Consider the following 13,871-nt stretch of genomic DNA (forward strand, 5'->3'; position numbering starts at 1 on the left):
GCCAGGTGTGAGCCGGCGTCACCAACGTGCATCCATGCGTCAGGCTCCCGACAGGGCAGCCCGCGGCGGGCTCCGGAGAGACACCTCTCCGCCGAGCCCGTCCGCACGGGGAGTTGCCCGGGGCGGCCGCTTCGAGCGCGCGATCCTGCGCGGGCCGCCCCACCCGGCATCTGCCCCTGTGGCTCGGCGGGTTCAGGTCCGCCGAGCCACAGAGGCGCTTTCCTGTCACCTCTCCACGGCCGAGTGTGCCTTCTCAGGCGCGCGGAGGGGTGGATGGGAAGGAGCACGTGGGCTGGGGAACGAGAGCGGGCAAGCCCACGGCATCCGCCCTGCCGTGACCAGCGCGCCGCCCCGTCCATGGCCTCCTCGGCTGGACCGCGCTTCCTCAGCGCACCCCGCCTCCTCAGCACACCCCCGCCTCCTCGTCACACCCCGCCTCCTCAGCGCACCCGAGGCGCCCCGGCACGCCCGAGGCGCCCCGGCACGCCCGAGGCGCCCCGGCACACCGACCCATTGCCGAGTTCGGCCTGCGGAGCGTGAGGCACCCGCCGGTCCACATCCGTCGGGCCGGCACTCCCCGGTCCTCTACGGCCCGACCCGTCAGCTGACCACCTGCGCTCACCCGGCCACCGGCCTCTGGGTGCGCGCCCCGATCAGAGACCTATCAGCCCAGCAACCGCTCCAGGACCAGTGCGATGCCGTCCTCCTCGTTGGAGGACGTCACTTCGTCGGCGACGGCCTTGAGTTCCTCGTGGGCGTTGGCCATGGCGACGCCGTGGGCTGCCCAGGCGAACATGGGGATGTCGTTGGGCATGTCGCCGAAGGCGAGGGTGTCGGTGGCGCGGAAGCCGAGGCGGCGGGCGGCCAGGGAGAGACCGGTGGCCTTGGTCAGGCCCAGGGGGAGGATCTCCACTATGCCCTCGCCCGCCATGACGACCCCCACCAGGCCACCCGCGATCCGGCGGGCCGCGTCGGCGAGTTCGTCGTCGGAGAGGGTCGGGTGCTGGACGTACACCTTGTTCAGGGGAGCGGCCCAGAGGTCCGCCGCGTCCCGGATCGGCTGGTAGGGCAGCGGTCCGTCGTGGACGCGGTAGCCGGGGCCGACGAGTACCTCGCCGTCCAGGCCGTCACGGCTCGCGGCCAGCAGCAGGCGTCCGACCTCCGCCTCGATCTTGGCCAGGGCAAGTGTCGCGAGCTGCCGGTCAAGGGTCACCGAGGTGAGCAGCCGGTGCTCCCCCGCGTCGTACACCTGCGCGCCCTGGCCGCAGACCGCGAGGCCGCGGTAGCCGAGATCGTCCAGGATGTGCTTGGTCCAGGGCACTGAACGTCCTGTGACGACGATGTGCGCGGCGCCCGCCGCCGTGGCGACGGCGAGTGCCGCGCGCGTGCGCTCCGAGACCGTGTCGTCGGAGCGCAGCAGTGTCCCGTCGAGATCGGTCGCGATCAGCTTGTACGGGATGTCCTGGGCGGCGGCCTCGCTCACCTGGCTACCGGTTCCAGCACCTCGCGGCCACCCAGGTAGGGGCGCAGCACCTCGGGCACCCGCACGGTGCCGTCGGCCTGCTGGTGGTTCTCCAGGATCGCGACGATCGTGCGCGGGACGGCGCACAGCGTGCCGTTCAGCGTCGCCAGCGGGCGGACCGTCTTGCCGTCACGGACGCGGATCGACAGACGACGGGACTGGAACTCGGTGCAGTCCGAGGTCGAGGTCAGCTCGCGGTACTTACCCTGGGTCGGGATCCATGCCTCGCAGTCGAACTTGCGGGAGGCGGAGGCGCCCAGGTCGGCGCTGGCCACGTCGATCACGCGGAACGGCAGCCCCAGCGAGGTCAGCCACTGCTTCTCCCACTCCAGCAGGCGCTGGTGCTCGGCCTGCGAGTCCTCCGGAGCGACGTACGAGAACATCTCGACCTTGTCGAACTGGTGGACGCGGAAGATGCCGCGGGTGTCCTTGCCATGCGAGCCGGCCTCGCGGCGGAAGCACGGGGAGAAGCCGGCGTAGCGCAGCGGGAGGCGGTCGGCGTCGAGGATCTCGTCCATGTGGTACGCGGCCAGCGGGACCTCGGAGGTGCCGACGAGGTAGAGGTCGTCCTTGTCGAAGTGGTAGACGTCCTGGGCCGCCTGGCCCAGGAAACCCGTGCCCGCCATCGACTGCGGGCGGACCAGCGCCGGGGTCAGCATCGGGGTGAAGCCGGCGGCCGTGGCCTGCGCCATCGCCGCGTTCACGAGGGCCAGCTCCAGGAGGGCGCCGACACCGGTGAGGAAGTAGAAGCGCGAACCCGAGACCTTCGCGCCGCGCTCGACGTCGATCGCGCCGAGGATCTGGCCGAGCTCCAGGTGGTCCTTGGGCTCGAAGCCCTCGGCTGCGAAGTCGCGGATCTCGCCGTGCGTCTCCAGGGTGACGAAGTCCTCCTCGCCGCCGACGGGCACGTCGGGGTGCACGAGGTTGCCGAGCCGGAGGAGCAGTTCCTGGGTCTCCGTCGCGGCCGTGTCACGCTCGGCGTCTGCCGTCTTGACGTCGGCGGCCAGTTGGCTCGCCTTCTTCAGCAGCTCGGCCTTCTCGTCGCCCGAGGCCTTGGGGATCAGCTTGCCGAGCGTCTTCTGCTCGGCGCGGAGCTCGTCGAAGCGGACGCCGGACGACCTGCGCCGCTCGTCGGCAGACAGGAGGGCGTCGACGAGCGCGACGTCCTCTCCACGGGCACGCTGCGACGCGCGCACACGGTCGGGGTCCTCACGGAGAAGGCGAAGGTCAATCACGCCTCAAGGCTACCGGTGCACGGTTCCGGCCCACGACTTGAAATTGCAATACGCGACCTTTGTGCGCTTTAGCCTGAAATGTCGATCCCTGTGAGAGTTGTTGCGGGAGTCGCTGCGGGAGCGGCTGTGGGGCGTCAAGCGAAAGGAGATCGACTCCCCGAAAAGGGGTGGAGTTGAAGTGCCTCGTTGACTCTATTTCCTTGTGGCGTACGGGACTTGGCGACCGGCTGTCCACAGGAATCCACACCCGGGGAAAGTTATCCACAGGCTGTGCGAAAGATCTGTGGACTTCGGGCGTGATCATTTCGAGGCTGGTGCGCGAAGTGGAGAATTCCCGGCTCAAACCATCTCCATACCCACTTTCGAGTGGAAATGGGTCGCCTCAAAGGATTGTCCGAGGGAAATGGGTGGACGAAGGGTGATCCGTGGGGTGTCGGGAGGGGTTGGTCCCCATAGGGGGATTTGTCGATGAAGTAGTGCTGCCCTGTCGACTTGTCCCCAGGTCGAGAAGCAAACCTGTGGATAACTTCTGCGGATGGAGAAAATCAGCAGGTAGGACTGGTTGTGAGGACCTGTGCACAACCGGAATCGCTCCCTCTGGGAAGCGTCTCGGAGGCCTCCAGAAGGCGTCCTGGGGGCGTCCTGGAGGCGTCCCGGAGGTGGCCGGAAAGCGTGGTTCGATCGGCCCCGAGGCGACCTGCCTAGAACCTGCCGTCCTGGCAGCGCGCCACCCAGTCCGCGGCCGTCACGAACTCGGCGTCGGACGTCCCCGGCAGCGGGGTGCGGATGTCCTTCACGGTCGCGTCCGCGCGCGGGTACGACCCGAGATACCGCACCTCCAGGCAGATCCGCTTGAGTCCCATCAGGGCCTCCGCCACACGCCGGTCGGAGATGTGTCCTTCCGCGTCGATGGCGAAGCAGTAGTTGCCGATGCCCTGGCCGGTGGGGCGGGACTGCAGCAGCATCAGGTTGACGCCCCGCACGGCGAACTCGCCCAGCAGGTCGCGCAGTCCGCCCGGGTGGTCGTCGCGCTGCCAGATGACCACCGAGGTCTTGTCCGCGCCCGTGCGTGCCGCGGGACGGGCGGGGCGGCCGACGAGCACGAAGCGGGTCTGGGCGTTCTCCGCGTCGTGGATCCCGGTCTCCAGGGGCTCCAGGCCGTACCGGGCGGCCGCGAACTCGCCCGCGAAGGCCGCGTCGTACCGGCCGTCCTGGACGAGCCGGGCGCCGTCCGCGTTCGATGCCGCCGACTCCCAGACGACGTCGGGCGGCAGGTTGGCCTTCATCCAGTTGCGAACCTGCGGCTGGGCGGCCGGGTGCGCGGTGACCGTCTTGATCTCCGACAGCTTCGTGCCGGGCCTGACCAGCAGGGCGAAGGCGATGGAGAGAAGCACCTCGCGGTAGATCATCAGCGGGGCGCCGGCGACCAGCTCGTCGAGCGTGGTCGTGATGCCGCCCTCGACGGAGTTCTCGATCGGTACGAACGCGGCCTCCGCCTCGCCGTTGCGGACGGCGTCGAGCGCGGCGGGCACGGACACCATGGGGACGAGCTCACGGGTCGCCGCCTCCGGCAGAGTGCGCAGGGCGACCTCGGTGAAGGTGCCCTCGGGGCCGAGGTACGCGTAACTGGCTGGCATGGCCTCACCCTAATGGGCCTTGCGGATCCCGGCGCACGCTCACCACCCCGACCACCCCTGAGGGCGATGCCCGGCACGAGAGCGCTCCCACGCCTGGGTGGGGTCCCACAGAACTGCACCACCCGTGCATACCCCATGGCAGCGCGCTCCACAGCGCTCCACAGGGCCCCACAGGGGCCCCACAGAGTGTTCCTCACCCCTCCAGCAGCCGCTGTCCCACGTACTCGCCCTCCGCGGCCCCACCCGGAACCGCGAACAGGCCGCTCGCCTCGTGACGGATGTACTTCGACAGGGCGTCACCCCGGTCGAGCTTGCGCTGCACCGGGACGAAGCCACGCAGCGGGTCGGCCTGCCAGCAGACGAAGAGCAGGCCCGCGTCGGGCACCCCGTCCCTGTCGATGCCGTCGTGGAAGGAGAAGGGGCGGCGGAGCATGGCCGCGCCGCCGTTCTGGTCGGGGCGGGTGATCCGGGCGTGGGCGTTGATCGGGATGATCAGCCTGCCGCCGGAGTCGGTCTTCTCCAGGTCCGGCTCCGTGGTCTCGCTGCCGCCGGTCAGGGGTGCGCCGGTGGACTTCTTCCGCCCGATGACGTCCTCCTGGTCCTTGAGCGAGAGCTTCTCCCAGTCGTCGAGGAGCATGCGGATACGGCGGACGACCGCGTAGGAGCCGTATCTCATCCATGCCGGGTCGCCGGAGCCGGACTCCGGTACGAAGATGCGCTGGTCGAAGTCGGTGTCGGTCGGTTTCGGGTTGCGGGTGCCGTCGATCTGGCCCATGAGGTTGCGGGCCGTCATGGGCTGGGTGGTGGCTCCCGGTGAGCGGTTGAAGCCGTTCATCTGCCAGCGGACGCGTGCCGCGCTGCCCGCGTCCTTCTGGATCGCGCGCAGGGCGTGGAAGGCGACGAGCGCGTCGTTGGCACCGATCTGTACCCACAGGTCGCCGTTGCTGCGTGCCTTGTCGAGGTGGTCGGAGGAGAAGTCGGGCAGCGGGTCCAGCGCGTCCGGGCGCTGCTCCTCCAGCCCTGTACGGGCGAAGAAGCTGTACCCGAACCCGAACGTGACCGTCAGGGACGAGGGCCCCGCGTCGCGGGCCACGTCCGTGTCGTCCTGTGCGGACGCTTCGCCCGCCATCAGTCGCCGGGCGGTCTCCGACCAGCGTCGCAGCAGCGCGGCAGCCTCCTTGCGGCCCGCGCCCGCGGCCAGGTCGAACGTGACGAGATGCCCACGGGCCTGGAGGGCGGTGGTGATCCCGGGCTGATGTTTCCCGTGAAACATCACCTGGTCGGCCCCGACGGAGCTGAGCGGCGTGGTCCTGTCGGCCTCGGCCGAGGGCGCGGCCGCGTATCCGGCGGCTCCGCCCACGGCGCCCAGTGCGAGCCCGGTCGCGCCGGCGGTGCCCAGCAGACGCCGCCGCGAAATGGGCCCTCCCGAAGGGGACGCCAACGGCGCGGTGCGCTCCGAAGAAGTGCTCCCCAAGGCACCGGCGGAGCCTGAAGCACTTGCGGAGCCCGCAGAGCCCGGGGCACGCACGGAATCCTCGGAGCCCAGGGCACGCACGGAATCCGCGGAGCCCGGGGAATCCGCTCCCGGTGCGGGAGCCTCGGGTGTGGACTGGTCAGCCATGATGTGGTTCAGCCGATCTGCGCGTTCTTCGTGACGGTCACCTGGTCGATGTCGGACGTCCGCACCGTGACCGCGACCTCCCACTTGCCCGCCATCGGGATCTGCACCCCGACGGCCGTCCAGTGTCCGGTGGCGATGCGGTCGGGGACGACGGGCAGCGGACCGATGTCCTTCGCCTTGAGCGTGAAGGCGACCTTCACCTCGGGGATGTCGAAGACCCTGCCGTTGGCCCGCTGTACGTAGACGTGCATCTCGTTGCCGCCCACGCGCGCGGGGTCGATGTCGACCCGTACGACCCCCTTGCCGTCCTGACTCCCCGTGTCGAACGGGATGTCCAGGGCCAGCGCCCCGGAGTCCCCGGCCACGTCCGACTGCTGTGCCGTGGACGTGGCCGCCTCGGCCTCCTCCACGGTGCGCCCGGGCTCGGCCACCGTCAGCGCGGTCGTCACGGCCAGCAGCACGACGGCCACGCCCGCCTCGGCGAGCACGGACCGGCGTAGTCCTCTGCGGCCCGGATCGGCGTCCCGGATGCGCTTCTCGCGGGCGGTGGCCATGGCGGCCCGCTGCCGGGCGAGTTGGGCGGCGCGCTCGGGATCCTCGGAGTCCCGCCCGGAGTCCGACGAGTCCTCGGAGCCCCTGACCTCGTCCTCCGTGGCCGGAGCAGCATCCTCCAGGGCCGTACTCGCCCCCTTCGCGCCCCCACCGGAGACCACAGCCGTACGAGCCCCGTCCGCACGCTGCACTGCCCCGGACGCCGCCGACGCCGACGAAGCCACGCTCTCCGCCGGGGAGTCCGCCAACCGGGCCGTCCACCGCCGGGAGATCCATGCGATGCCCACGAGCACCACGACGAGCCCGATCTTCACGAGCAGCAGTTGTCCGTACGAGGTCCCGGTCAGTGCCGACCAGGAGCCGACCTGGCGCCACGACTGATAGACGCCGGTGGCCGTCAGGACGAGCACGCTGCCGAACGCGACACGTGAGAAGCGGTGTACGGCGACCGCCTCGATCGGGGCCTCGGCGGGCGCCCGGAACAGCGCGACGAGCAACGCCGCGAGCCCGCCCAGCCAGGTGGCGACCGCCAGCAGGTGCACCACGTCGACGGGCATCGCGATCCCCGTCTGGATGCCGGCCGAGGCATGCTCGGCCATGGCCCAGCTCGCGGCCAGACCCGCGGCCACCACACTCCCGCCGATCGCCAGCCCGAAGGTGAGGTCCTTCTTGTCGGCGTACGCTTCGGCTTCGCCGTCCGCATGGGCGTGATCGTCGGTGTCAGCCTGACCGTCCGCATCGGTCTCGCTGCCCTGACCGTCGTCGGCCGCGCTCTCCTCGGCCTCGTCCCGCCGCGCGTACGCCCCGAAGAGCACCGCGATGAACAGCGCCGCCGCCGCGAGCAGCAGCAGCCGGGACACCAGGGCCGCGCCCGCCTTGGTCTGCAGCACGGTTCCGAGCAGGGACAGGTCGAAGACGTCACCGACCTCCCCGGACCCGGTGTACGAGCCGCGCAGCAGCAGCATCGCGAGGGTGGCCGCGGTCAGTGCGAGCCATCCGGACACCACCAGTCGTTGTACGGGCCGCACGCTCGCCCCTCGCTGCCAGCAGGCGAGCACGAAGGCGGCGCCGCCGACCAGGAGGATGAAACCGGCGTACGCGGCATAGCGTGCGAACCCGTAGAGTCCGCCGACGATCCCGCCGCCCGCCGTCTGCTCGGGTACCGCGGCGGTGGTCTTCGAGGGCGCGCCCACGGAGAACGTGAACGCGCCGGAGATGGGGTGACTGTCCGCCGAGACCGCCTGGTAGGTGACGGTGAACGTGCCCTCGGGCAGCCCCGAGTGCAGCTTCACCCCGTAGACGTTGCCGCCCAGGTCGGACGTCTTGCCCGTGTCGACCTGCTTGCCCTTGGGGTCGTACACCCGCACCGAGCCGTCGGACATCGCGATCTTCTCGGAGAAGGTGAGCGACACCTGGGCCGGCGCCTCCTTGACCACCGCGCCCTGCTGCGGGTCGCTCCCGGTCAGCGCGGCGTGCGCGGAAACCGGCACGGCGCCGGCGAGCAGGGCGCCGGTCACGGCGGCGAACAGCAGCAACAGCGCCCGGACACGGGGAGCGATGGCCTGCCTCAGGGGGCTCAACGGTGGTCCCTCCCTCAGTGGTGCGACGAAGACGAAGACGAAGACGAAGAGACGAATGACGACGAGACGAATGACGACGACGCCGGCGACTTGTTCGACCTGGCCGAAGCCGGCTGATACGTGGCCGACTTCACCGGCATCTCGACCTCGACCGGGTCGGTCTTCGCGAAGTGCAGTTGTACGGACACCGTCTCGCCCTCCTTCGGTTTGCGCTTCAGCTTCTCGAACATCAGGTGCATGCCGCCGCTCTCCAGGACGAGCCTGCCGTGGGCGGGGATGGCGCGGTCGTCGCTGCCGGCGCTCTCCATGGCCTGCCCGGACGTCTTGTGGATGGTGACGTCCTGGGCGATGTCGCTGGTGACGGACCGGAGGGTGTCGGCGGCGTCGCTGTCGTTCTCGATGACCAGGTAACCGGCCGCCATGGCGGCGGTGACCGGTTGGGGCATGTAGGCGGACTGCACCTTCAGGCCACCCTCTCGGCTTCCGCCGGTGTCCTCTCCGCCGCAGCCGGCGAGCGTGAGTACGGCGGCCATGGCCACGGCCGCCCCGGTGAGGAGCCTCACGGGTTCTCACCCTTGAGGAGCTTCGGCAGGTCCTTGGCGTAGTCCTCGACGGTCGCATCCTCCCCGTACAGCACGTAGCCGCCGTCGGTCTTCGGCGAGAACGCGATCACCTGGGTGCCGTGCATGGAGGTGACCTTGCCGTTCTTGTCCTTCGTCGGCGGATCGATCGAGATGCCGAGGGTACGGGCGCCGGCCTGGATCGTGTCGAAGTCGCCGGTCAGGCCGACGACGTCGGGGTCGATGCCCTTGAGCCACTCGCCGAGGGCTTTCGGGGTGTCCCGCTCCGGGTCGGTGGTGACGAAGACGACGCGCAGGTCCGCCAGTTCCGACTTCGGCAGCTTCTTGGACACCTCCTTCTCGGCGACGGCGATGTTGCTCATCGTCAGCGGGCAGACGTCGGGGCAGTTGGTGTAGCCGAAGTAGACCAGTGTCGGCTTGCCGTCGGTCTCCTTGCGGAAGTCGTAGGACTTGCCCTGCGTGTCCGTGAGGACGAGGTCCGGCTTCTCGAACGGTTTGTCGAGGACCGTCGCCGCCTTGTCCGTACCGGACTCCGCGGACACGTCGGCGACCGGCGCGTTCGCGTCGTCACCGCTGCTGCCGCAGGCGGAGAGGGTGAGGGCGGCGAGGGCGAGCAGGGCGGCCGCCGCGTACGTCTTCTTCGTGGAGTTCATGCTGTTCGTGCTGTTCATGCTCTTCGTGCGCATAGAAAAATGTCCCAGATGTTTGATGCCCGGCCCGCACCGGGGTCGTACGACGACGGACGGCTGTACGACCCCGGGGCGCGCGTCGGGGGCGGAGAGGTCAGGCGCTCGTACGCCGGCGACCGGCCAGCACGCCGTAGGCCACGCCCGCGGCGCCCACGACGATGCCCACGACGCCGAGAACACGGGCGGTGGTGTCGGTGCTGTCGGCGGGTTCGGCGGCGGACGTCTTGGCGGAGGCGGCCTCGGCGTCGCCGGTGTCCGATCCCGATGCCGAGGCCTGGTCGGCGCCGGAGTCGGCGCCGGCGCCGGACGCCCCGTGGTGGTCCTCGGTGGCGGCGGACAGAGCGAGCACCGGCGCCGGGCTCTCGGGCTCCTCCTGGCCCTTCTCCGGCACCTCGATCCAGCGCACGACTTCCTTGTCGGAGTACGTCTGGAGGGCCTTGAAGACGAGCTCGTCGCTGTCCTCGGGAAGCTGGCCGAGGGAGACCGGGAACTGCTGGAAGAAGCCGGACTCGATGCCCTTGCCGGTGGCCGTCCAGGTGACCTTGGAGACGGCCTCGTCGATCTTCTCGCCGTGCAGGTCGACCGGCTTGTCGAGCTTGGACCGGGTGACCTCGACCTTCCAGCCGGCGACGGCCTCCGGCTGCACCGAGGCCAGCGGGTGGTCCGTCGGGAGGGTCACCTCCACCTTGGTGGTCGAGGCGTCGTCGCGCTCGTTCGGAACCTTGAAGTTGACCGTCGCGTAGCCGCCCTTGGGGGCGGTGCCCTCAGGCGAGACGCTGACGTGGGCGAACGCGGGGGAGGACAGGACGACGACGGCCGAGGCGGCGACGGCACCGGCGGCGGCGATACGGGAAGCCTTCATGGCGGATGACACTCCACAGTGACGGATGGTCCGGAGAGAAAGAGGGGTGCGCGTGCGTGCCGGTGCCGACGGGACCGCGAAAAGCGGCTCCGAGCATCCCCGAAAATCGCTCTCCTGGGGAGACGGCCCGCGAAAAGCGCCCTCTTGGGGAGGTGCCTTCCGGAAAACCGCCTTCACAGGGAGAGCCGTCGAGAACGAGGCCCCCGGGGCATCGGACAACGGCCGAAGCCCTGGGGCGGCGAAAACGGCGGGCACGCGCGCGTGCCGACGACGGCGTCCCCTCCGGTGGAGTGGAGCGCCGCGTCAGGCGGCGAGCACGAGTACGGCGGCCGAGGAGGGCGGGCCGCGCCGGATCACCGTGTGCTGCAGCGCGGCCGTACGCGGTGCCGGTGGCTCCTCATGAGCGGAGCACGCGGCGTGGGGTGCCACGTCCGGCGCTGCCGGGAGCCCGGAGCGCAGGGCACCCACCAGCGCGAGGGCCGCGCGCAGGGACCGTACGAGCGTCGCGTCCGCGGACAGCCGTACGATCCGCAGCAGCGCCAGGTCCCCGTGCCGCAGCACCCACGCGGTGGCGACGGCCGCGAGAACGTGGCCGAGCAGCATCGGCAGGGTCGGCAGGGCGGACGCCGAGGAGCCCGTTGTCATCGCCGCGTCCGCGCGACTGTGCGTGGCGTGCGCGTCCAGTCCCGCGTCGGTGAGGATGCGCTGGGCCTGGGCCGGGCTGATCGCGGCCGCGGTCGCCCCGCACACGAGGCGTGCGGCGCGCTCCACCAAGGCGGTGTCCATGGCGCCGGGGGCGCCGGCCGGCGTGGACGTGCTGTGCTGGCCGAGTCCGAACAACGTGTGCAGCACGGTCTGGCCCAGCGCCAGCAGCGTCGCGATGCCCGGCAGCGAGCGCTCGCGCCCGGCGAGCGGCACCGCGACCGCGAAGACGGCGGCGAACCCCGCGCCCAGCGTCCACAGCGGGACTGTGGCGCAGGAGGCGAGCGCATGACCGGCCGCGGCCAGCACGACGCAGACCGCGGCGAACACCGCGGCCCGCAGAACCCGGAGATCACCTCCGGCGCGCGCCGTGCGCGACTGGGGGGCAGTCATGGCGCGCCCATCATCGCACCGGCTTCGCGCGCCCCGTTCGGCAGGTCCACGACCTGACGTACGGCCGGAAGGCGGTGTCTGTTCACCGGAAGGGGGTGTGTTCGGTAGCTCCGGCGCACGACGAACGGGCGAAGGAGAGCCCGTGCTCCGGGGCGGGGCCGTTCGCATCCTCGGACGTCATACGGCTCCTTGGCCGCCTCCTGCGGACGGACGGCACATCCCGCCGCCGGACAACCCCGCATACACCCAGGTCCGCCGTCCGCGCATCCGCCGTTCGGGCGGCATCACACGATCCATGCGCTTATACACCCGCGCTGAGGGCAATACGTAACGGTATGTCGAGCCGCGGCCAGGAGGCTGGAGCATGAGCATCTGGTGGTCACTGCATCTGCGGCGCGACGCCGCCAGCGTGCCGCTCGCCCGACGGCTTCTGCTCGGCACCATGGAGACCGCGGGCGTCGACCCGGACGTCTCGTACGACCTCTCCGTCGCCCTCAGCGAGGCCTGCGCCAACGCCGTCGAACACGGTGGGGCCACGCCCGGCTCACCCGAGGCGTATCGGGTGACCGCGTACCTGGACGGCGAGAAGTGCCGTATCGAGGTCGCCGACTCCGGGCCCGGCTTTCCCGCCACGAGAGAGCGTCCGCCGATCCGCCGTGCCCGCGCCGAGGCTGAGAACGGCCGTGGCCTCGGTCTCATCCAGGAGCTCGCGGACCACGTCCACATCGGCAACAAGCCGGGCCGGGGTGGCGCCGTGGTGAGCTTCGACAAGATCCTCAAGTGGCGCGAGGACTCTCCGCTGATGGCGGTCTAGCTTCCCTGCCGGCAGGACCACTGCGCCCTGCGCCGGTCGGGCGTGCCGACGCCCTGCCGGCCAGAAGAGCGCCCTGGGCACACCAACGGCCGGGCACCCAGGAGGCCACCCGGCCGTCAGTGTCGTATCAGCCTCCGGGCGGCATCCCAGGGCCGGTCCCGAGGCCTTGATCAGCCGTTGATCAGCCCTTCAGGGCCGCCATCCACGACTCGACCTCGTCGGAGCGGCGCGGCAGTCCCGCCGACAGGTTCCGGTTGCCGTCCTCGGTCACCAGGATGTCGTCCTCGATGCGGACGCCGATGCCGCGGTACTCGGCGGGCACGGTCAGGTCGTCGGCCTGGAAGTACAGGCCCGGCTCGACGGTGAGGACCATGCCGGGCTCCAGCGTGCCGTCCACGTACGACTCCACGCGCGCGGCCGCGCAGTCGTGGACGTCCATGCCGAGCATGTGACCGGTGCCGTGCAGGGTCCAGCGGCGTTGCAGGCCCAGCTCCAGGACGCGTTCGACCGGGCCCTCGGCCAGGCCCCACTCGACGAGCCTCTCGGCGAGCACGCGCTGCGCGGCGTCGTGGAAGTCGCGGTACTTGGCTCCCGGCTTCACGGCCGCGATACCGGCCTCCTGGGCGTCGTACACGGCGTCGTAGATCTTCTTCTGGATCTCGCTGTACGTGCCGTTCACGGGCAGCGTGCGCGTGACGTCCGCGGTGTAGTACGTGTGCGTCTCCACGCCCGCGTCCAGCAGGAGCAGGTCCCCGGAGCGGACGGGGCCGTCGTTGCGCACCCAGTGCAGCGTGCAGGCGTGCGGGCCGGCCGCGCAGATGGATCCGTAGCCGACGTCGTTGCCCTCCACGCGCGCGCGGAGGAAGAACGTTCCTTCGATGTAGCGCTCGGACGTGGCCTCCGCCTTGTCGAGGACCTTCACCACGTCCTCGAAGCCGCGCACGGTCGAGTCGACGGCCTTCTGCAGCTCGCCGATCTCGAAGTCGTCCTTGACCAGGCGGGCTTCCGAGAGGAAGACGCGCAGCTCCTCGTCGCGCTCGGCGGTCACCTTGTCGGTGAGGGCCGCCTCGATGCCCGCGTCGTAACCGCGCACGACCCGGACCGGGCCCGTGGCCTCTTTCAGCCTGGCCGCCAGCTCGCGCACGTCCGAGGCCGGGATGCCGTACAACTGCTCCGCCTCGGCGAGCGAGTGGCGGCGGCCGACCCACAGCTCGCCCTGCCCGGAGAGCCAGAACTCGCCGTCCTCGCGGTTGGAGCGCGGCAGGAGGTGGATGGTCGCCTCGTGGCCCTCGCCCCTCGGTTCGAGGACCAGGACGCCGTCCTCCGCCTGGTTGCCGGTGAGGTAGGCGTACTCGACGGAGGCGCGGAAGGGGTATTCCGTGTCGTTCGAGCGGGTCTTGAGGTTGCCCGCGGGGACGACGATGCGCTCGCCCGGGAAACGCGCGGAGAGCGCGGCGCGGCGGGCGGCGGTCTCGGCGGCCTGGGCGATCGGCCGCAGGTCGCGCAGCTCGGTGTCGGCCCAGCCGGACTTCATGTTCTCGGCCAGCTCGTCGGACACGCCCAGGTACAGGCCGTTCTTGCGCTGCTTGATCGGCTCTTCTTCGGCTTCGGTCGCCTCGGTCTCCGGGGTCTCCGGTTCGAGCTCGTCCGCCACGGTCATCCTCCTCGATACGGCACTGGACC

General features: G+C 70.7%; 11 protein-coding genes. 1 reads left to right on the forward strand and 10 read right to left on the reverse strand.

Annotated elements, in window-relative coordinates:
- Positions 1-664 precede the first annotated feature (664 nt).
- From IE262_RS29110 to IE262_RS29150, 9 genes are all read right to left on the reverse strand, one after another.
- Positions 665-1,483, reverse strand: coding sequence for an HAD family hydrolase (locus IE262_RS29110; protein WP_189877839.1), 819 nt, complete (start codon positions 1,481-1,483; stop codon positions 665-667).
- Entirely contained in the window at positions 1,480-2,757 is a 1,278-nt protein-coding gene (gene serS, locus IE262_RS29115; RefSeq protein ID WP_134038015.1) for a serine--tRNA ligase, read from the reverse strand. Before serS ends, IE262_RS29110 begins: the two co-directional genes overlap by 4 nt.
- Positions 2,758-3,458: 701 nt before the next feature.
- On the reverse strand, positions 3,459-4,394 hold the full coding sequence (gene pheA / locus IE262_RS29120) for a prephenate dehydratase (protein WP_189877841.1): 936 nt from the start codon (positions 4,392-4,394) through the stop codon (positions 3,459-3,461).
- A gap of 193 nt (positions 4,395-4,587) precedes the next feature.
- Complete coding sequence (gene efeB / locus IE262_RS29125) at positions 4,588-6,015, reverse strand: iron uptake transporter deferrochelatase/peroxidase subunit (protein ID WP_229877559.1); 1,428 nt, start codon at positions 6,013-6,015, stop codon at positions 4,588-4,590.
- Positions 6,016-6,023: 8 nt separating this feature from the next.
- On the reverse strand, positions 6,024-8,138 hold the full coding sequence (locus IE262_RS29130; protein WP_189877916.1) for a copper resistance CopC/CopD family protein: 2,115 nt from the start codon (positions 8,136-8,138) through the stop codon (positions 6,024-6,026).
- 23 nt (positions 8,139-8,161) lie between these two features.
- Entirely contained in the window at positions 8,162-8,710 is a 549-nt protein-coding gene (locus tag IE262_RS29135; RefSeq protein WP_308432803.1) for a copper chaperone PCu(A)C, read from the reverse strand.
- Positions 8,707-9,399, reverse strand: a complete 693-nt coding sequence (locus tag IE262_RS29140; protein ID WP_229877560.1) for an SCO family protein — start codon at positions 9,397-9,399, stop codon at positions 8,707-8,709. The genes IE262_RS29135 and IE262_RS29140 overlap by 4 nt, the downstream gene beginning before the upstream one ends.
- A 112-nt stretch (positions 9,400-9,511) precedes the next feature.
- Positions 9,512-10,279, reverse strand: coding sequence for a YcnI family copper-binding membrane protein (locus IE262_RS29145; RefSeq protein ID WP_189877843.1), 768 nt, complete (start codon positions 10,277-10,279; stop codon positions 9,512-9,514).
- Between the two features lie 303 nt (positions 10,280-10,582).
- The gene (locus tag IE262_RS29150; protein WP_189877845.1) at positions 10,583-11,374 is read right to left on the reverse strand and encodes a hypothetical protein; all 792 of its coding nucleotides are present in this window, start codon (positions 11,372-11,374) and stop codon (positions 10,583-10,585) included.
- A gap of 364 nt (positions 11,375-11,738) precedes the next feature.
- Here IE262_RS29150 and IE262_RS29155 point away from each other — a divergent pair, with 364 nt between their 5' ends.
- A complete protein-coding gene (locus IE262_RS29155) occupies positions 11,739-12,188 on the forward strand; it encodes an ATP-binding protein (RefSeq protein WP_134038003.1) in 450 nt (149 codons plus the stop codon).
- A gap of 181 nt (positions 12,189-12,369) precedes the next feature.
- Here IE262_RS29155 and IE262_RS29160 read toward each other — a convergent pair whose 3' ends face one another.
- The gene (locus tag IE262_RS29160; RefSeq protein WP_134038000.1) at positions 12,370-13,842 is read right to left on the reverse strand and encodes an aminopeptidase P family protein; all 1,473 of its coding nucleotides are present in this window, start codon (positions 13,840-13,842) and stop codon (positions 12,370-12,372) included.
- Positions 13,843-13,871: the final 29 nt, after the last annotated feature.

The sequence above is a fragment of the Streptomyces bluensis genome (assembly GCF_014650715.1).
GTDB classification, from domain to species: domain Bacteria; phylum Actinomycetota; class Actinomycetes; order Streptomycetales; family Streptomycetaceae; genus Streptomyces; species Streptomyces bluensis.